This is a genomic window from Methylobacterium sp. Leaf89 (assembly GCF_001422215.1).
GTDB lineage: Bacteria > Pseudomonadota > Alphaproteobacteria > Rhizobiales > Beijerinckiaceae > Methylobacterium.
Genome location: NZ_LMML01000029.1, coordinates 86138 through 104696, shown reverse-complemented (window position 1 = coordinate 104696; position 18559 = coordinate 86138). Strand labels below are relative to the sequence as shown.

Genomic DNA, 18559 nt, shown 5'->3' with positions numbered 1-18559 from the left:
GTCGACGCCCGCCGCACGCGGGACGGCCTGCGCGTCAGGCGGCCTGGGCAGGCCGGGCCGCGACGGGAATCGCGACGGTCTCGTCGTTCAGGTAGCGCAGGCGCAGGGGCTTGAGCACGAACATCGCCAGGATCGCCGCCACGACGTTGAGGCCGATGATGATCGAAAACACCGCCGACCAGCCGTACTTGGCCGAGATGACGCTGGCGATTGGCACCAGGAACGCGGCGGAGCCCTTCGCGGTGTAGAGCAGGCCGGCATTCGTCGTGGCGAACTTCGAACCGAAGGTGTCGCCGCAGGTCGCCGGGAACAGCGAGTAGATCTCGCCGAAGACGCCGAAATACACCGCCGTGGCGAACACGAAGACCAGCGGATACGTGCCGTAGGTCAGGAGGGTGATGATCGCCAGGGCGGCGATCGAGAAGGCGATGAACATGGTGTTCTCGCGCCCGAGATTATCGGAGACGAAGCCGAAGAACGGGCGTCCGAAGCCGTCAAAGATGCGGTCGAGGGAGATCGCGAAGGTGAGCGCTGCCATCTGCAGTCCGAACAGGCTGACGGGGACGTCCGCGACCTTGAAGTCGTGGGCGATCGGGGCGATCTGCGCCGCCGCCATCAGCCCGCCGGAGGCGACCATCACGAAGATCACGTACATCAGCCAGAAGACGGGGGTGCGCACCACCTCGCGCGGAGTGCGATCGACCTTGGCCTGCGGCAGGCGCAGGGTCTTGCGCTGGACCGGCACGGCCTGGGACGGCCTGCGCAGGAAGAACGAGAGGAGGACCACGATGGCCCCCTGACCCAGTCCGAAGAACAGGAACGCATCCTGGTAGCCGTTGGTGGCGATCATCTTGGCGATCGGGACCACCGTGACCGCCGCGCCCGCACCGAAGCCGGCCGCGGTGGCGCCGGCGGCGAGGCCGCGGCGATGCGGGAACCACTTCAGGGCGTTGCCGACGCAGGTGCCGTAGACGGACCCGGCGCCGATGCCGCCGATGACGGCCGCCGCATAGAGCAGAAAGAGGGAATCGGCGTGGGCGTTCAGGAACCACGCCAGGGCGATCATGATGCCGCCGAAGCAGACCACGATGCGCGGGCCGTAGCGGTCGACGAACCAGGCTTCGACCGGCACCAGCCAGGTCTCGGTGGCCACGAAGATGGTGAACGCGAACTGGATCGCCGCGCGGCCCCAGTGAAACTTGGTGTCGATGGGGTCGACGAACAGAGTCCACCCGTACTGGAGGTTGGCGATCATCGCCATGCAGAGCACGCCGAAGGCGAGTTGCCACCACTTGGCGGACGGTGAGTCCTGACGTTCCATCCCGAATTCCTTCTCGATCGGATTGTTCGCCCCGATCGTGCCAGCATGCATCAAATTTCTTTGTATGCAATATACCAGGGAATGAGATGTCGGTTCGGACGTGCGATGGTGACCGGACACCGCGCGGAGGCTGGCGCCGTGTATCATCGTGCTGGTTGTGGGAGGATGCCCATGGGTCGGCTGCCGCACACCGAACGCGCGGCCCCGGCCCGCGGAACGGCCAAGAGGGCCATCCGCCGCGGCATGGCGGCGGCCGGCCCCGGTGCGATCCTGCCCTTGCCGAGGGAGCGACGGGGCGGAGCCCCTATTCCGCGGCGATGCGGCTCGCCTCACGGTAGGGATGCGCCAGGTAGGTCCCGATGATCCGCAATTCGCGCGAGAAGTATCCGAGTTCGGCCAGCGCCCGCGACAGGCCCGGCTCCTCCGGATGGCCATCCACCTCGGCGTAGAACTGGGTCGCGACGAATTGGCCGTCGACCATGTAGCTCTCGAGTTTCGACATGTTCACGCCGTTCGTCGCGAAGCCGCCCAGCGCCTTGTAGAGGGCCGCCGGAATGTTGCGGACCCGGAACACGAAGCTCGTGACCATCGGGCCGGCCTCGGGCGAGACCGGCTCGGGCTCGGGCGAGAACACGACGAAGCGGGTGGTGTTGTGGCTCTCGTCCTCGACGTCGTGCTCCAGGATGTCGAGGCCGTAGACCTCGGCCGCCAGCGCGGGGGCGAGAGCGCCGCGCGTGGGATCGCCCGCCTCCGCCACCTCGCGGGCGGCGCCTGCCGTGTCGCCGGCCACGATGGGGCGGACGCCGAGACGCCGGATGATCTTGCGGCACTGCCCGAGGGCGTGGACGTGGCTGTGCACCGTCCGAATCTGCGCCACGGACGTGCCGGGCAGGACCATCAGCTGGAAATGGATCGGCAGGAAGTGCTCGGCGACGATATGCAGGCCCGAGGTCGGGATCAGGTGGTGGATGTCCGCCACCCGGCCGGCGATCGAGTTCTCGATGGGTATCATCGCCCGCGTCGCGCGGCCCTCCTTCACGGCCGCGAAGGCGTCCTCGAAGGTGGGGCATGGCAGCGGGGTCCAGTCCGGATAGGCCTGGGCGCAGATGATGTGGGAGTTCGCGCCGGGCTCGCCCTGGTAGGAGACGATGTGCTGGGGCATGCGGGCTGGTCTTTCCGGGGCGCTTCAGTTCAGGCGGCGGGCCGACAGGATGGCGCGGGCGCGCGCAAGGTCGGCGGGGGTGTCGACACCCAGAGGCAGGTCGTCGACGACGATGGCGTCGATGCGCATCCCGGCCTCGAGGGCGCGGAGCTGCTCCAGCCTCTCGCGGGCCTCGAGCTCGCCGGGCGGCAGGGCCATGAAGCGGGCGAGCGCCTTCCGGCGATATGCGTAGAGGCCGATGTGATGGTAGAGTGGCCCCTCCCCCCAGGGCGCCTCGGCGCGGGTGAAGTAGAGCGCGCGCAGGCGGCGGGTGCCCACCGTGTGGCCGACGAGCTTGACCACGTTGGGATCACGCCGCTCGGAATCCTCGGTGATGATGGCGCAGAGGGTGGCGATGTCGACGGAGCGGTCGGCCAGCGGCAGGATCGCCGCGCCGATGATGCCCGGGTCGATGGTCGGTAAGTCGCCCTGGACATTGACCACCACGTCATGGTTGCCCTGCGGATCGATGATCTCCAGGGCCTCGGCCAGACGATCCGATCCGGAGGGATGGTCGGCCCGAGTCAGGACCGCAAGGCCGCCCACGGCCTCGATGGTCTCGACGATGGCGGGCGTGTCGGTGGCCACCACCACGGGGCCGATGCCGGCCTCCACGGCGCGGCGCCAGACATGCACGATCATCGGCTCTCCGGCGAGATCGGCCATCGGCTTGTTGGGCAGGCGGGTCGCGGCCATGCGCGCGGGAATGAGGACGATGGGATCGGACATCGGTCTGGGCCCTGCTCCGGCTGGGGCCGGTGCTTACCAGCGGCGCCCCGGGTTGTCATGCTGGCGATGTGGCGCCGGGCCGGGAAAGCCGCGTCGGGCGAGGCGGGAACCGGATGCGCCCGCCCGCGTCTGAAGAAGTGAGGGATGGCGGCGACACCTGCCCGTCTGCGACTACGCGAAGCGTGACTCGGCCATTGTCAAGGTCGGGCTTCAGCAGCTAAGCACCCTCGACCGTTTCCAAAGTCCGGCACAGGTACGCGCTGGACTTCGCCCTGAATTCTCCCCCTCAGGCCGGCCGCACCGGAGTTGTCGAGAATGGACTCTTTCGAGCTGAACAAGGTCGCGGGTGCCGCGCTCGGCGCGCTGCTGTTCGCCGTGGGGTCGGGCTTCGTCGCCGAGCTGATCTATCATCCCAAGCCCGCGGGCAATGCGGGCTATGCCCTGCCCGAGCCGCAGCCGAAGGCTGCCGGTGGCGCCGCGCCCGAGGCGAAGGCCGAGCCCCTGCCGATCCGTTTGGCCAGCGCCACCGTCGAGAAGGGCCAGGCCGCGGCCAAGAAGTGCGCCTCCTGCCACAGCTTCGAGAAGGGCGGCCCGAACAAGGTCGGCCCCCATCTCTGGGGCGTCGTCGACCGCCAGCGCGCCCACGAGCCCGGCTTCGAGTACTCGGCCGCGCTCAAGGAGAAGGGCGGCACCTGGACCTACGACGAGCTCGACCACTTCCTGACCAACCCGAAGGGCTACGTCCCCGGGACCAAGATGGCCTTCGCGGGTATCACCTCGCCCACCGAGCGCGCCGACGTGATCCTTTACCTGCACAGCCTCGCCGATACCCCGGCGCCGCTGCCGGCCGTGGAGAAGAAGGCCGAGGGCGACAAGCCGGCCGAAGCCCAACCGGCCGCCGCAAAGACCGGGGATGCCAAGCCGGCCGAGGCCAAGCCCGATCCCGAGTCGAAGCCCGCGGTGGAAGTGCGGCGCGAGCAGGCGCCGAAACCTGCGGACGCCTCCAAGTCGACCGAGGACCAGAAGCCGGAGGTCGCCAACCCGGCGACGGCCGCCAAGCCCACCGTCGCGGGCGAAGAGGCGAACAAGCCGGCATCCGTGAAGCCCGCCGACGATACCCCGGTCGGGGCAGCCCCCGCCGCGCCGCCCGCTCCGGCCGCAACCGTGCCGGCCGAGAAGCCGGCCGGGCAGTAAGACGCCAGTCTTCGCCGCGGACCGAGATGCTCTGAGCGAGATATCTGGAGAGTGACCAAGGCCGGGCCAGAGCCCGGCCTCTTCGTTCGAGGTAACCCTGCGTCAGCGGCCGAGGTCGAGGAATTCTTGCACGGCTTCTTCGAGGCGGCGCATGTAGGCGTCCTCCAGACGCCCGACGATGCTCCCGACCTTCACGCGCGGGACCGTGACGATCTTGTCGACCTGGATCTGGCTGGGTTCGCGAAGTCCGTTGGCTGGGCTCAACGTCGATCCGGAGCATCGGCGCCCCCAGCACACGCGCGCTCGTCATCAGGCACAGCGTGAGGCTGTCCGTGTGGAGAAAGCTGTCCGCTTGGATGACCACGCACGGTCGCGGTTTGCTCGTATAGCTTCCCTTGGTGGCGAGGATCACGATCGCCTGCCGTCCGGTCACGACCGAGATTCCACATCCCCGAGATCTTGTACGTCGGCGATGAGAGCCTCCGTCTCATCCGCGTCCGGCGCGGCGGCGACCAGCCGGCTCTGCCGCCGCGCCTCCTTCCGGCGGCTCTCGCGCACGTAGGCTTGAACGAGGGCGCGCAGCGCCCCGGACGGGGTGGTGCTGTCCCGCCTCGCCGCATCCGCGAAGGCCTGCTTCAAGCGCTCATCGAGCCGTACCTGCAAAACCGCGCTGTCCTGGGCCATGATGGCTCCTGCATGACGCTTCTGTCGTACATGTGAAGCATACCACCGGGCCTATGGCTTGAGGCGCCGCGCCGCGGTCGCTCGCTCGCAAATCGGGACGGGGCCGTGCGCGCACACGCCGGCTTGGCGTTCGCGGCCGGTCCGTCCTAGAACACCCGCCTGCCGTCGCCGGTGCGGCGGCGGACCCGCGCACCCGGAATCCGGAGACCGCCTGCCCGTGATGCGAATTGCCCTGATCGGACGCCTCCTCGCCACCCTCGCATTCCTGGCCTGTGCCCTGTCCGCCCGGGCCGCCCCCGATCCGGATCCCGCCGCGCCGAAGGGCGCCTGGATGCCCGCGATCACGCTGATGGGCGAACCGAAATACGGCCCCGACTTCAAGCATTTCGATTATGCCGACCCGAGCGCGCCGAAGGGCGGCCTCGTGCGGCTGGGGGCTCAGGGGGGCTTCGACAACTTCAACTACGTGGTCTCGGGTCTGAAGGGCGATCTCGAGGGCGGGATCGTCCAGATCTACGATACCCTGATGACGGAATCGGCCGACGAGCCGTTCACGTCCTACGGCCTCCTGGCCGACGGCGTGCGCCTCGCCGACGACCTGTCCGCCGTTTCCTACCGCCTGCGCGAAGGGGGCCGCTGGCATGACGGCCAGCCGATCACACCGGAGGACGTGGTCTGGTCCTTCGACGTCCTGAAGGCGAACAGCCCCTTCTATTCGGCCTATTACCAGACCGTGACCAAGGCCGTCGTCACCGGCCCGCGCGAGGTGACCTTCACCTTCTCGGAAGCCGGCAACCGTGAGCTGCCGCAGGTGCTCGGCCAGCTGCGGGTGCTGCCCAAGCACTGGTGGACCGGTACGGATGCGCAGGGGCGGCCGCGCGACGTTACCCAGACCACCCTCGAGATCCCCCTGGGCTCGGGACCCTATCGCTTGGCGAAGTTCGAGGCTGGGCGCAGCGCCACCTACGAGCGGGTAGCCGATTACTGGGGCAAGGACCTGCCGGTGAATGTCGGCCGCAACAATTTCGGCACGATGCGCAACGAGTATTTTCGCGATGCGACGGTGCTGATCGAGGCGCTGAAGGGCGACCTGTTCGACTTCCGGGCCGAGAACGTGGCGCGCAACTGGGCCACCGCCTACGACACTTTCCCCGCCGTGAAGGAGGGCCGCCTGATCAAGGAGGAGTTCCCGGATCGCGGCAACGGCAACATGCAGGCCTTTGTGTTGAACACCCGCCGGGCGAAGTTCGCCGATCCGCGGGTGCGCCGAGCCTTCAATCTCGCGATGAACTTCGAGGAGATGAACCGGTCGCTGTTCTTCGGCCTCTACAAGCGGATCGACTCCTATTATTTCGGCTCGGAGTTGGCCTCGTCCGGCCTGCCCCAGGGCGACGAGCTGGCGATCCTTGACGGCGTGAAGGACAAGGTCCCTCCTTCCGTCTTCACCACGCCCTACACGAACCCCGTCAACGGCACGCCGGACGCGGTGCGCGCCAATCTGCGCGAGGCCGTCGGCCTCCTGAAGCAGGCCGGCTACGAGCTGCGAAACGGCCAGATGACCGACGTCAAGAGCGGCGAGCCGCTCACCGTTGAGTTCCTGGAATTCCAGAGCGTGTTCGAGCGGGTCGTGCTGCCCTACGCGGCGCAGTTGAAGCTCATCGGCATCAACAGCACCCTGCGGGTCATCGACCAGGCCCAGTACCAGAACCGCCTGCGCGCCTTCGATTTCGACATCACCACGAGTTCGTGGCCGGAATCCCTCTCCCCGGGCAACGAGCAGCGCGAGTACTGGGGTTCGGCCTCCGCCGACAAGGCCGGCTCGCGCAACCTCATCGGCATCAAGGACGCAGGCGTCGACGCCCTGGTGGAGAAGGTAATTTTCGCGAAGGATCGCCCGGGCGTGCTGGCGGCGACCCACGCCCTCGACCGGGTGCTGCTGGCCCACAACTTCGTCGTGCCGCAATGGGGCTCGAACGTCTCGCGCACCCTGCGCTGGAACCGCTTCGGGCACCCGGCGGTGCTTCCGAAATACGGCAGCTCGGGCTTCCCCGCGACCTGGTGGTACGACGAAGCCCTGGCGGCCAAGACCGGGGCCCCGCGTTGAGCGCCGGCCCGACCCGGCGTGCGGTCGTCGCAGGCGCCGGTGCCCTCGGGGCGACTCTGGTGCTGCCGCCCCCCGTCCGGGCGGCGGCCCGCACCAGCCACGGCCTGTCGAGCTTCGGCGACCTGAAATACCCGGCCGACTTCCCGAACTTCGACTACGTCAACCCGGACGCGCCGCGGGGGGGGCGCTTCTCGGCGCAGCTCGCCGCCACCCTGGGCAACCAGGCCTCCGACACCTTCAACACCCTGAACATCTACGTCCTGCGCGGCGACGGCGCCGCCGGCATGAACCTGACCTTCGACTCGCTGATGGTCCGCGCCCTCGACGAGCCGGACGCCCTCTACGGGCTCCTCGCCCGCTCGGTGGAGATTTCCGAGGATGGGCTGACCTACCGCTTCAGCTTGCGGCCGCAGGCCCGCTTCCACGATGGCGCGCGCCTCACCGCCCATGACGTGGCGGCGTCGATGCGCCTCCTGAAGGAGAAGGGCCACCCCGAGATCTCGCAGGTGATCCGCGACCTCGCCGAGGCCGTCGCCGAGGACGACGCCACGGTGACCCTGCGCTTCGCGCCCCGCCGCAGCCGCGATCTGCCCCTCTTCGTCGCCACCCTGCCGGTGTTCTCCGCCACCTACTACGCCAAGCGCGATTTCGAGGCCTCCTCCCTGGAGCCACCCCTGGGCTCGGGGCCCTACCAGGTGGGCCGCGTGGAGGCGGGCCGCTTCATCGAGCTGGAGCGGGTGAAGGATTACTGGGGCGCCGAGCTGCCGGTGAATGTGGGCCAGAATAATTTCGACGCCATCCGGTACGAGTATTTCCGCGATCGCCAGGTCGCGTTCGAGGCCTTCAAGGGCGGCGCCTTCACCTTCCGCGAGGAGTTCACCGCCCGGGTCTGGGCCACGGGCTACGACTTCCCCGCCGTGCAGGAGGGCCGCGTCCGCAGGGAGACGGTGCCCGATGCCCGTCCCTCGGGCACGCAGGGCTGGTGGATGAACACCCGCCGCGAGGCCTTTCGCGATCCCCGGGTACGCGAGGCGATCGGCCTGTGCTTCGACTTCAACTGGTCGAACGCCAACCTGATGTACGGCGCCTATCTCCGCACGGCCTCCTACTTCGAGAACTCGGACCTGAAGGCCACCGGCCGCCCGGCGCCGGAGGAGCTGGCCCTCCTCGACCCGATGCGGGGCGACCTGCCGGCGGAGGTCTTCGGCGAGGCCTGGAGCCCGCCGAATTCAGACGGTTCGGGCCAGGACCGCGCCCTGCTCAGCCGCGCCGTGGCCCTGCTGCGGGAAGCCGGCTGCACCCGCGACGGCGGCGTGATCCGCTTGGCTTCAGGTAAGCCGCTGGAAATCGAGTTCCTCGACAACGACCCGGTGTTCCAGCCGGTGACGCAGCCCTTCATTCGCAACCTCGGCCTGATCGGCATCCGCGCCAGCATCCGGCTGGTCGATCCGTCGCAGTACCAGGCTCGGGTCAAGGATTTCGACTTCGACCTCACCGCCCGCCGCTTCGCCAGCGGGCTCACGCCGGGGCCCGAACTCCGAGAGGCCTACGGGTCGCGCGCCGCCGGCACGCCCGGCTCGAGCAACCTGGCGGGCATCGCGAACCCTGCCATCGACGCCCTGATCGAGCGGGTGACGGAGGCGACCTCTCGCACCGACATGATCCACGCCGCGCGCGCCCTCGACCGGGTGCTGCGGGCCGGCCGCTACTGGGTACCCATGTGGTACAAGGCCGATCACCGGCTGGCCCTCTGGGACGTCTACGGCCGTCCGGCCAAGGGGCCGACCTACGATCTCGGCGCGCCGAGCGTCTGGTGGTACGATGCTGCCAAGGCCCGGCGCATCGGCCGAACCTGAGGGACACCCGTGCTCGGCTACATTCTGCGCCGCATCGCGCTCATGGTCCCGACCATCTTCGGGATCATGCTCATCACCTTCGTCATCGTGCAGTTCGCCCCCGGCGGCCCGGTGGAGCGGGTGCTGGCCCAGCTCCAGGGCCAGAACGAGGGAAGCCTGTCGCGGGTAACCGGCGGAGCCGGCGACCTCGGCGGCGCCGCCCGCAGCGGCGGCGGAGGCGAGGCGAATGCCCGCTACCGCGGCGCGCAGGGGCTCGATCCGGCCTTCATCAAGAAGCTCGAGCAGCAATTCGGCTTCGACAAGCCGGCGCCCGAACGCTTCGCCAAGATGATCTGGGATTACGTCCGGTTCGATTTCGGCAACAGCTATTTCCGCGACGTATCGGTGCTGCAGCTGATCCGCGAGCGCCTGCCGGTGTCGATCTCGCTGGGCCTCTGGATGACCCTGATCTCCTACGCGATCTCGATTCCGCTGGGCATCCGCAAGGCGGTGCACGACGGTTCGCGCTTCGACCTCTGGACCTCGACCGTTGTCATCATCGGCTACGCGATCCCGAGCTTCCTGTTCGGCATCGCGCTGATCATTTTGTTCGCGGGCGGGTCCTTCGTGCAGATCTTCCCGATCCGGGGCCTGACCAGCGAGAATTTCGAATCCCTGAGCCTTTGGGGCAAGGTGGTCGACTACGCCTGGCACATGACGCTGCCCCTGGCGGCCCTGGTGCTCGGCGCCTTCGCGACTTCGACCCTGCTGACCAAGAACTCGTTCCTCGACGAGATCCGCAAGCAGTACGTGCTCACGGCCCGGATGAAGGGCCTGTCCGAGCGGCGGGTGCTGTACGGGCACGTCTTCCGCAACGCCATGCTGATCGTCATCGCGGGCTTTCCGGCGGCCTTCATCTCGGCCTTCTTCACGGGCTCGCTGCTGATCGAGACGATCTTTTCCCTCGACGGGCTCGGGCTCCTGTCCTTCACCTCCATCGTCGGGCGCGACTATCCGGTGGTGTTCGCGACCTTGTACATCTTTTCCCTGCTCGGGCTGGCGGTGAACCTGCTCTCCGACCTGATCTACACCTGGATCGACCCGCGCATCGATTTCTCGGCTCGGGCAACGTGACCACCCTCCCCCTCGTCATCCGGCACGAGCACGCGAGCGACGCCGAGTCGATCGAACGGCTCCATGCCCGCGCGTTCGGTCCGGGCCGCTTCGCCCGCACGGCCTACCGCCTGCGCGAGGGGACCGCACCGGTCGCCGAGCTCTGCTTCACCGCCCTGGTGGCGACCTACCTCGTCGGCTCGGTGCGGGTGGGTCCGGCCGAGGCGGGCGATCCGCTCCTCGTGCTCGGGCCGCTCACCGTCGATCCCAGCTTCGAGGGGCGCGGTATCGGCGCCGCCCTGATGACGGCCTGCCTCGACGCGGCGACCTCCGCCGGCCACGGCCTCGTCATCCTGATCGGCGACACGCCCTACTACCGGCGCTTCGGCTTCGCGCCGATCCCGTTCGGGCGTCTCATTCCGCCCTCCCCCGTCGACCCGGCCCGCTTCCTCTGGCGCGAACTGCGCGCCGGCGCGGCCGCAACGGTCTCGGGGAACGTCACCGCCCTCCGCCGGCGTTGACTCCGCCGAGGGCGCCGACCCGGCGCCGGCAGGGATGGAAACGATGGACGCGACGGCAATCCGGCACGACACGATCACGGCGAACGGCGTTGCCCTCCATGTGGCGCGGCTCGGGCACGGCCGCCCGCTGGTGCTGCTGCACGGTTGGCCGGAATTCTGGCTGACCTGGGAGCCGGTGATGCGGCGCCTCGCTGGCCGCTTCGAGCTCATCGCACCGGATCTGCGCGGCTTCGGCGCCAGCGAGAAGCCGGATGCGCTGCCGTCCGCCAAGGCCGGCGCGGAGGTGCACGCCGACGATGTCGTGGCGCTGCTCGATGCCCTCGGCCTCGACCGCGTCGGCGTCGTCGGCCACGATGTCGGGGCCTACGTGGTGCAGGCCCTCGGCCGGGCGGCCCCGCAACGGCTCACGGGGCTCTTCACCTTCAATTGCCCCTATCCGGGCATCGGCCCACGCCTCGCCGCACCCGAAATGCTCGCCGAAATCTGGTATCAATCCTACCACGTGAAGCCGTTCGCGGCGGCGCAGGTCGGGGCCTCGCGCGAGGGCTGCCGGCTCTATATCGGTCACTTCCTGCACCACTGGGCCGGCGGGAACCCGGCCGCGTTCGACGATGTGCTCGACGCCTTCACCGACAACTTCCTCGCCCCCGGCAACCTCCAGGGCGGATTCAACTGGTACGTCAGTTCACAGGCCGGCCGCTTGGCGATGATTCGTGGCGAGGCACCCGTGCTGCCCCCGATCGCCGTGCCGACCTGCGTCCGCTGGGGCGTTTCCGACCCGCTCTTCCCCTACGCCTGGACGGATCGCCTCGGCGAGACATTCTCGGACCTCGACCTCGCGCCGATGCCCGGCGTGGGCCACTTCCCTCACCGTGAGGACCCCGACCGGGCTGCGGCCGAGATCGCGCGATTCTTCGAGCGGCTGCCGGCGTGACGCGTCACATGGCCCGTCCGCGCCGGCCCTCTACCAGCCACATCGCCAACACGGCACCGGCCAGGGCGACGAGCGCCCAGAGGCCGAGGGCGAGGGGATAGACCTCGACGCCGCGGATATTGGCACTGTCGCTGGGGCGGAAACCGATCCAGTCGGCGCCGCCGAGACGGCCGCTGCGGACGGACTGCAGGCGTGGCACCACCGTGCCTCCGGCGGCGTCCGCGATTCGGCGGATCGAGCCGCCGGTGCCTTCGGCGAGCGCCTTCAGGCGCTCGGTGTCGCTGAAGACGTCGGCGAGTTCACGCGGGTTCGGCGGACCGACGCTGACGAAGGCGACGAGGCTGTTGGACCGCAGGGTGTGGAGGCCGAGCTCGGTCGCCTCGAAGGTCGTCGAGAACAGGCCCGGCTCACCCTGGGTCAGCGTCAGGGTGCGCTGGCGACCGGTCGGACCCGTTACGGAGACGGGCTCGGCCGTGTCGGCCATGGTCTGGCGCTCCACGCGGACCTCGCGCCCGTGCCCCGTGGTCTGGGCCCGCAGGGCCTCCTCCTCCAGGGCCGGCTCCTTCATCAGCCAGTGACCGAGCCGCCGCAGCAGATCCAGATAGGGCCCGCCCTCCTGGTATCCGCGCGCCCACAGCCAGGCATGGTCCGAGGTAAGCAGGGCGACCCGGCCCTTCTCCTCGCGCGACAGGGCCAGCAGCGGCAGCGCGTTCGGACCCTGCAGGATGGGCTGGATGCCGGGCCTCACCTGCGTCGAGACGATGCGGAGCCAGTCTCCCCAGGCCGGCGGCGAGGCCTCCGAGCCCGGCAGGGCGCGGGTCACCGGATGGCGGTTGCCGATGTTCGTGAGGGCCGCCTTATACGGCTGCTCGAGCACCCGCCCGTTCGGCTCGCCGGGCAGGATCGCGGCCAGCCGCGTACGCGACAGGCTGGAGGGCGAGGCGAATTCGGGTCCGGCCGCGATCAGCAGGGCGCCGCCCTCGCGAACGTAGCGGACGATGTTGTCGAAATACGCCGAGGGCAGCACGCTCTGGTTCGCGTAGCGGTCGAAGATGATGAGGTCGAAATCCTTGATCTTCTGGACGAACAATTCGCGCGTCGGGAAGGCAATCAACGAGAGCTCGGAGATCGGCGTCCCGTCCTGCTTCTCCGGCGGGCGCAGGATGGTGAAGTGAACGAGGTCGACGTTGGCGTCGGACTTCAGGAGGTTGCGCCAGGTGCGCTCGCCCTGATGCGGCTCGCCGGACACGAGGAGCACCCGCAGCTTTTCGCGGATGCCCTCGATCGGTAGGACCGCGCGGTTGTTGATCGTGGTGAGCTCGCCGGGAAGCGGCTCGACCTCGATCTCCACGACGTTCGGGCCGCCATGCTCGATCCGCATGGTCAGGGAAAAGGGCTGGCCGGTGGGGAAGGTCCGGCGGCCGACCTCCTCGCCGTCGCGGCGGACGGTCACGGTGGCGCTGCCGGTTCCACCCCGCTCCATCACCTCGGCCCGGATGGTGAGGTCGCGCCCGACGATGCCGAAACGCGGCGCCTCGATCAGCTTGATCTGCCGGTCGCGCTCGTCCGGATGGCCGGTGACGAGGACGTGGAGGGGCCCCTTGAGGCCCAGGGCCGCCGCCGAGGCCGGGATGTCGTGGACCACGCCGTCGGTGAGCATGACGACGCCCGCCAGGCGCTCGGCCGGCACGTCGGCCAGCGCCTGCGACAGGGCGGTGAACAGCCGGGTGCCCTCGTCGCCCTCCTTGGCGTCGGGCACGTCGATGAAGCGCGGCTCGATGTTGGTCAGGGCCCCGAAGCGACGCTGCAACTCGGCGCGGACCGCATCGGTCATCGCCGGCCGGTCGCCGAGGGCCTGCGAGCCCGAGCGGTCGACCACGATGGCGGCGATGTCCTTCACCGGTTCGCGATCCTCGCGCACCAGGGACGGGTTGGCGATCGCGAGAAGCACCAGGGCCAGGGCGAGCGCCCGCAGGATCGCGGTGCGGCCCCGGGCCAGGAAGGCCAGCACCGCGAAGACCAAGACGAGCACGCCGAAGGCGATCAGCACCGGCCAGGGCACCAGGGGGCTGAAGCTGAGGCTCAGCATGGGCGGATGGCCTCCGGTGAAAGGGTCATCACTGGCCCAGGCGCTCCAGCAGCGCCGGGACGTGGACTTGGTCGGCCTTGTAGTTGCCGGTGAGGGTGTAGATCACGAAATTGATGCCGCCGCGGAAGGCCATCTCGCGCTGGCGCTGGTCACCGCCGACGATGGGGTAGAGCGGCTCGCCGCGCTTGCCCACCGCCCAGGCGGCCGCGAGATCGTTGCTCGTGATCACGATCGGCGAGACGCCGTCGCCGGCCCGCGCGGGCCGGCGCTCGGAGCCTTCGCCCGCCGGCGGCAGGGTCTCGACCCAGGTCTGGCCGGTGGCGTAGCGGCCCGGAAAGGTGTCGACGAGGTAGAAGGCCTTGGTCAGGACGTGGTCGGGTGGCACGGGCTCGAGTTCGGGGACCTCCAGGGTCGCCAGCATCTTGCGGAGATACGCTCCTTCCGGCGTCGGCGGACCGCCCGGCCGCGCGGTGAGCGCGTCACGGGTGTCGAAGATCACCGTGCCGCCATTGCGCATGAAGGCGTCGATGCGCCGGATCGCGGTCTCGCTCGGCTGCGGCCGCCCGGCGACGATGGGCCAGTAGATCAGCGGGTAGAAGGCGAGCTCGTCCTTGGCGGGATCGATCCCGATCGGGTCGCCGGGCTCCAGGGCGGTGCGGCTCGCCAGCATCTGCGTCAGGCCCGAAAGTCCGGCCCGGCTCGCGGTGTCCGCCGCCTCGTCTCCGGTGATCACGTAGGCGAGCCGGGTGGCCAGGGCCGAGTCGAAGGCGCCCGCGCGCACCGGCGGGGCCGGCTGGGCCTGAACCGGCACGGGCGTGCCGATCAGCGCACCGAGCGCCAGGCCGGCGACGAGGAGCGCGGCCGGGCGCGAGACGAAGCCCCGTCCGCGCCGCAGGAAGCCGCCGAGCCAGAGGCCCGCGAGGGTGTCGAGGATGAGGAGCATCAGGGCCAGGGTGAAGAGAGTGGCGCGCAGGTCGAGGGTCTCGGCACCGGCGAGCGAGCCGAGGCGGGCGCCGGAGAGGGCTGCGAAATCGAGGGGCTTCAACCGATCCGCCGCCGCGAGGGCGTTGACCGCGATGCCGCCGTCGGCCGGGCCGTAGAAGCCCGGCGGGTGTTCCAGCGTCGCGCGATCGGTATGATCGGCGGAGACCGCGGTGGCGCCGGCCGGCGGCGCCCCGAGTGCGCCGAACCCGTCGAGGGTGAGGCGCGGCGCCAGCACGGCGGTCGCCCGCGCGGCGGAATCGCCCTCCGGCAGGGCCTTGGCCCCCGCGAGATTCACCACCCGGCGCAGCATGTCGATGAACAGGCCCGACAGGGGCAGGTTCGACCAGGTGGTATCGGCGGTGACGTGGAAGAGCACGACGAGGCCCTGGCCACGCTTCTGCGCCGTGACGATGGGCGTGCCGTCCTGGAGCGAGGCCCAGGTCCGACCCGGCAGGTCGCCGTCGGGCTCGGCCAGGATCTGCCGGCGCACGCCGATATCGGCGGGTGGGCTCAGACCGGCGAAGGGACTCTCGGGCGCGAAGGGCGCCAGGGTCTTGGGACTGTCCCACGAGAGGGTGCCGCCGAGGGTGCGGCCGCCGCGGCGCAGGCGCACCGGCACCAGGGGGTCGTTGCCGGCGGCGAGGCGCGGTCCGGCGAAGCGCAGGAGGAGGCCGCCCGCGTCGACGAACTGCTCGACACGGGCCAGGGTCGGACCGTCGAGGGCGCCGACATCGGCGAGGACGAGGACCGAGACCTGGTTGTCGAGGAGCTGCCCGATGGATTCCGCGATGCCCTTGGCACCCCGGGGCTCCTGCACGTCGGCGTAGGGACCGAGCGCGCGCGACAGGTAGTAGGTCGGCGCCAGCAGCGGCTGAGCCTGGTCGCTGGTTCCACCGAAGACGAGGCCGACGCGGCGGCGCTTGCCGCGCTCGTCCACCAGGGTGACCGCGCCGGCCGAGCGCTCGGCCGCGACCTCGATCCGGCTGATGCTATTGCGCAGCTCCACCGGCAGGTCGAATCCGACCTCGGCCTCGGTGGCGTTCGCCCCGAAGGTGAAGGCGTGCTCGGCCAGGGGCAGGCCCTTCTGGTCGACGGCGCGCACGAGGCCGGTGTCGCGGCCGTTCGGGGCCGCTCGCAGGACATGCGCGGTGAGCTGCCCGCTGACTTCTGCGGCCGAGAGCGCGAGCGCCGGCGGCTGATCGGCCTTCAGGATGGTGAGCGCGGCCCCGGTCCGGCCGACGAGGTCGGCGAAGCGCTTGCCGAACGTCTCCTCGCCTGGGCCCGCGACGCCGTCGCTGATCCAGAGGATCGCCGTGCTCGGGCTGCGCTCGAGGAAAGCGGTGAGCGATGCCAGGTGCGCGGCGCGATCGGCCAGATGCGGACGCGGTGCAATGGCACGCAGGCGCTCCAGGGCCGCGGACGGGACCTTGGCTTCCAGGGCCGCCGCCGGCTCGGCCAGGGCCGTCACCGCCACCGGGCGGCCGTCGCGGGCCGCGCTCTCGATCGCGTCCGTGGCCACCCGCAGGCGGTCGCGCCAATCGTGGGCGGCGGTGAAGCCGTTGTCGAGGACGACGAGGAGCGGCGTGCGCCCAGAGGCGGCGCCCGTGCCGGAGGGGTTCCAGACAGGGCCGGACACCGCCAGGATCAGGCAGGCGGCGGCGAGGATACGCAGGATCAGCAGCCAGGGCGGCGTCCGGGCCGGCGTCTCGCGCTTGCCCAGCAGGTCGGCCATGATCCGCAGGGGCGGGAAATCGATGCGGCGCGGGCGTGGCGGGGTCACCCGCAACAGGAACCAGAGGGCCGGCAGGGCGACGAGGGCGGCAAGCGCCAGGGGCGCGGCGAAGGTAAGGGGCAGTCCGAGCATGCGGCGATCCTCAGCCGGTCCCGCGCGCGGCGGCGACGAGGGTGAGGAGGCGCAGGGCCGCCTCGCTCGCCGGACGGTCGGTGCGATGGATCGTCAGGGTCCAGCCCTGGGTTCGGGCGATCTCCGCGAGGCGATCGCGATGGGCGGCGATCCGCACCCGATAAGCCTCGCCCCAGGCGCCAGCATCGCCGACATTGAGGCTGAGCTTCGACTCGAGGTCGTGCAAAACCGCCTGACCCGTGAACGGAAAGGTTTCCTCGACGGGATCGACGATCATCACGAGGTGACCCCGGGTGCCTCGGCCGGCGAGCCGGTCCACCGACGCCTTCACGGCATCGGGCGGCGACAGGAAATCGCTGATCAGCACGGCCTCGTCGAACCGGCCCGGCGTGGCGGGCGGCGGAGCATCGTCGTCCTGACCCTTGGCATCGGCGGCGAGGGCCTGGGCCATGGTCTCGACGATGCGTCGGGAGGCGGTGGCGCGGGTGAGGCCGAGCAGGCCGGTGCGCTCGCCACCCTCCACCAGGGCGTCGGCCAGGGCGAAGCCGAGCACCAGCGCGCGCTCCACTTTGGGTGCCTGTGCCAGGTGCGAAGCAAAGCCCATCGAGGCCGAGCGGTCGATCCAGAACCAGATGTTGTGGGTGGCCTCCCACTCGCGCTCGCGCACGTAGAGCCGATCGTCGCGAGCCGAGCGGCGCCAGTCGATGCGCGCGGCGGCCTCGCCGGCGACGAAGGGCCGGAACTGCCAGAAGCTCTCGCCCGGCCCGGCCCGGCGGCGGCCGTGGATGCCATGAGCCAGGGTCGAGGACACCCGGCGGGATTCGAGGATCAGCCGCGGCATGCGCTCGGCCAGGGCGAGCGCATGCTCGGTCTCGCGGCGTCCGGGATTGCGGGCGCTCCGGTCGAGGACCTGGGGGGCGCCGCCGCCGGGCCGGGGAATCGCCATGCCCTAAAGCTTGCCGGCGAGCTGGGCGATGAGGCCCGAGATCGTCTCGCCATCGGCGCGCGCCGCGAAGCTCAGTGCCATGCGGTGCTTGAGCACGGGCTCGGCCAGGGCCTTCACGTCGGCGATGGACGGGGCGACGCGGCCCTCGATCAGGGCGCGGGCGCGCACCGCCAGGGTCAGGGCCTGGCTGGCGCGGGGGCCCGGCCCCCAGAGGAGCTTGCCCTTGAGAGTCGGATCGCCGCCCTCGGGGCGGGCGGCGCGCACGAGGTCGAGGATGGCATCGACCACCGCATCCCCGACGGGCAGCCGGCGCACGAGGCGCTGGGCCGTCAGCAGGGACTCGGTGGACATCACCGCCACCGGCTTGTGCTCGTCGACGCCGGTGGTCTCGATCAGGATGCGGCGCTCGGCGGCGCGGTCGGGATAGCCGACGTCGATCTCCAGGAGGAAGCGGTCGAGCTGGGCCTCGGGCAGCGGATAGGTGCCCTCCTGCTCGATCGGGTTCTGGGTCGCCAGCACGTGGAACGGGCGCGGCAGGTCGTGGCGCTCGCCAGCCACCGAGACGAAGTTCTCCTGCATGGCCTGCAGCAGCGCGGACTGGGTCCGCGGGCTGGCGCGGTTGATCTCGTCCGCCATGAGGAGCTGGGTGAAGACCGGCCCCCTGACGAAGCGGAACGACCGGTGGCGATCGGCGTCCTCGTCCAAGATCTCGGTGCCGAGGATGTCGGACGGCATCAGGTCGGGCGTGAACTGCACCCGGCGGGCATCGAGGCCGAGGACGGTGCCGAGGGTCTCGACCAGCTTGGTCTTGGCGAGCCCCGGCAGGCCGACCAGCAGGCCGTGGCCGCCGGCCAGGATCGTGACCAGGGCGAGGTCTACGACCTGCTCCTGGCCGAAGATGACCTTGTGGATCGCCTCGCGGGCCTGCCCCACCGAGCCGAGGCAGGCTTCCGCCGTGGCGACGATGCCGTCATCGAGGGTGGTGGCCGACTGGGAGCCCTGAATCATGCGTCTCGGTCCTGACTTCTCCGCATCGGCCG

The 18559-nt window shown here is 70.2% G+C and carries 14 protein-coding genes and 1 pseudogene; 6 read left to right on the top strand and 9 right to left on the bottom strand.

Translation table 11 applies throughout. The features are described from left to right. Positions 1-34: 34 nt before the first annotated feature. From oxlT to ASF18_RS15910, 3 genes are all read right to left on the bottom strand, one after another. Entirely contained in the window at positions 35-1321 is a 1287-nt protein-coding gene (gene oxlT / locus ASF18_RS15920; RefSeq protein WP_056354450.1) for an oxalate/formate MFS antiporter, read from the bottom strand. Positions 1322-1625: 304 nt separating this feature from the next. Then, positions 1626-2483, bottom strand: a complete 858-nt coding sequence (locus ASF18_RS15915) for a prephenate dehydratase (protein ID WP_056352994.1) — start codon at positions 2481-2483, stop codon at positions 1626-1628. Between the two features lie 24 nt (positions 2484-2507). Continuing rightward, on the bottom strand, positions 2508-3251 hold the full coding sequence (locus ASF18_RS15910) for a 3-deoxy-manno-octulosonate cytidylyltransferase (protein ID WP_056352993.1): 744 nt from the start codon (positions 3249-3251) through the stop codon (positions 2508-2510). Between the two features lie 315 nt (positions 3252-3566). Between ASF18_RS15910 and ASF18_RS23135 the strand changes: the two genes are divergently transcribed. Continuing rightward, positions 3567-4445 carry a cytochrome c family protein gene (locus ASF18_RS23135; protein ID WP_082487638.1) on the top strand — a complete coding sequence of 293 codons (879 nt, stop codon included), beginning with the start codon at positions 3567-3569 and terminating at the stop codon, positions 4443-4445. 102 nt (positions 4446-4547) lie between these two features. On the opposite strand, the pseudogene ASF18_RS23130 reads toward ASF18_RS23135, so the two are convergent. Together ASF18_RS23130 and ASF18_RS15900 are read right to left on the bottom strand one after the other, a co-directional pair. Beyond that, positions 4548-4809 (bottom strand): annotated as a pseudogene (locus ASF18_RS23130) (type II toxin-antitoxin system PemK/MazF family toxin). 65 nt (positions 4810-4874) lie between these two features. Continuing rightward, positions 4875-5129 (bottom strand): hypothetical protein, encoded by a 255-nt coding sequence (locus ASF18_RS15900; protein WP_056352991.1) that lies wholly within the window; start codon positions 5127-5129, stop codon positions 4875-4877. Positions 5130-5349: 220 nt separating this feature from the next. On the opposite strand from ASF18_RS15900, the gene ASF18_RS15895 reads away from it, so the two are divergent. From ASF18_RS15895 to ASF18_RS15875, 5 genes are read left to right on the top strand one after another with little or no spacing between them, the layout of a single operon-like run. Next, positions 5350-7233: an extracellular solute-binding protein gene (locus tag ASF18_RS15895; protein WP_056352989.1), complete on the top strand. Its 1884-nt coding sequence runs from the start codon at positions 5350-5352 to the stop codon at positions 7231-7233. Further along, complete coding sequence (locus ASF18_RS15890; protein ID WP_056352987.1) at positions 7230-9089, top strand: extracellular solute-binding protein; 1860 nt, start codon at positions 7230-7232, stop codon at positions 9087-9089. The genes ASF18_RS15895 and ASF18_RS15890 overlap by 4 nt, the downstream gene beginning before the upstream one ends. Positions 9090-9098: 9 nt before the next feature. Further along, a complete protein-coding gene (locus ASF18_RS15885) occupies positions 9099-10202 on the top strand; it encodes a microcin C ABC transporter permease YejB (protein ID WP_056212538.1) in 1104 nt (367 codons plus the stop codon). Beyond that, on the top strand, positions 10199-10702 hold the full coding sequence (locus tag ASF18_RS15880) for an N-acetyltransferase (protein ID WP_056352985.1): 504 nt from the start codon (positions 10199-10201) through the stop codon (positions 10700-10702). The genes ASF18_RS15885 and ASF18_RS15880 overlap by 4 nt, the downstream gene beginning before the upstream one ends. A 43-nt stretch (positions 10703-10745) precedes the next feature. After that, positions 10746-11636, top strand: a complete 891-nt coding sequence (locus tag ASF18_RS15875) for an alpha/beta hydrolase (protein WP_056352984.1) — start codon at positions 10746-10748, stop codon at positions 11634-11636. A 4-nt stretch (positions 11637-11640) separates the two neighbouring features. Here the strand turns inward: ASF18_RS15875 and ASF18_RS15870 are convergent, their stop codons facing one another. Genes ASF18_RS15870 through ASF18_RS15855 form a run of 4 tightly spaced genes read right to left on the bottom strand, consistent with a single transcriptional unit; the run spans position 11641 to position 18527 of the window. Beyond that, positions 11641-13725 carry a hypothetical protein gene (locus ASF18_RS15870; RefSeq protein WP_056352983.1) on the bottom strand — a complete coding sequence of 695 codons (2085 nt, stop codon included), beginning with the start codon at positions 13723-13725 and terminating at the stop codon, positions 11641-11643. 28 nt (positions 13726-13753) lie between these two features. After that, positions 13754-16573 (bottom strand): DUF4159 domain-containing protein, encoded by a 2820-nt coding sequence (locus ASF18_RS15865; protein ID WP_056352982.1) that lies wholly within the window; start codon positions 16571-16573, stop codon positions 13754-13756. A 10-nt stretch (positions 16574-16583) separates the two neighbouring features. Further along, positions 16584-17519, bottom strand: a complete 936-nt coding sequence (locus tag ASF18_RS15860) for a DUF58 domain-containing protein (RefSeq protein ID WP_056270869.1) — start codon at positions 17517-17519, stop codon at positions 16584-16586. Between the two features lie 3 nt (positions 17520-17522). Next, positions 17523-18527: a MoxR family ATPase gene (locus tag ASF18_RS15855; RefSeq protein WP_056352980.1), complete on the bottom strand. Its 1005-nt coding sequence runs from the start codon at positions 18525-18527 to the stop codon at positions 17523-17525. Between the last annotated feature and the right edge of the window lie 32 nt (positions 18528-18559).

What these genes read in the sequence shown, in the direction of transcription:
- ASF18_RS23135 (WP_082487638.1), top strand. Translation starts at nt 3,567, where the DNA reads ATGGACTCTTTCGAGCTGAACAAGGTCGCGGGTGCCGCGCTCGGCGCG.
- ASF18_RS15860 (WP_056270869.1), bottom strand. Translation starts at nt 17,519, where the DNA reads ATGGCGATTCCCCGGCCCGGCGGCGGCGCCCCCCAGGTCCTCGACCGG.
- oxlT (WP_056354450.1), bottom strand. Translation starts at nt 1,321, where the DNA reads ATGGAACGTCAGGACTCACCGTCCGCCAAGTGGTGGCAACTCGCCTTC.
- ASF18_RS15900 (WP_056352991.1), bottom strand. Translation starts at nt 5,129, where the DNA reads ATGGCCCAGGACAGCGCGGTTTTGCAGGTACGGCTCGATGAGCGCTTG.
- ASF18_RS15895 (WP_056352989.1), top strand. Translation starts at nt 5,350, where the DNA reads ATGCGAATTGCCCTGATCGGACGCCTCCTCGCCACCCTCGCATTCCTG.
- ASF18_RS15910 (WP_056352993.1), bottom strand. Translation starts at nt 3,251, where the DNA reads ATGTCCGATCCCATCGTCCTCATTCCCGCGCGCATGGCCGCGACCCGC.
- ASF18_RS15915 (WP_056352994.1), bottom strand. Translation starts at nt 2,483, where the DNA reads ATGCCCCAGCACATCGTCTCCTACCAGGGCGAGCCCGGCGCGAACTCC.
- ASF18_RS15875 (WP_056352984.1), top strand. Translation starts at nt 10,746, where the DNA reads ATGGACGCGACGGCAATCCGGCACGACACGATCACGGCGAACGGCGTT.
- ASF18_RS15855 (WP_056352980.1), bottom strand. Translation starts at nt 18,527, where the DNA reads ATGATTCAGGGCTCCCAGTCGGCCACCACCCTCGATGACGGCATCGTC.
- ASF18_RS15870 (WP_056352983.1), bottom strand. Translation starts at nt 13,725, where the DNA reads ATGCTGAGCCTCAGCTTCAGCCCCCTGGTGCCCTGGCCGGTGCTGATC.
- ASF18_RS15865 (WP_056352982.1), bottom strand. Translation starts at nt 16,573, where the DNA reads ATGCTCGGACTGCCCCTTACCTTCGCCGCGCCCCTGGCGCTTGCCGCC.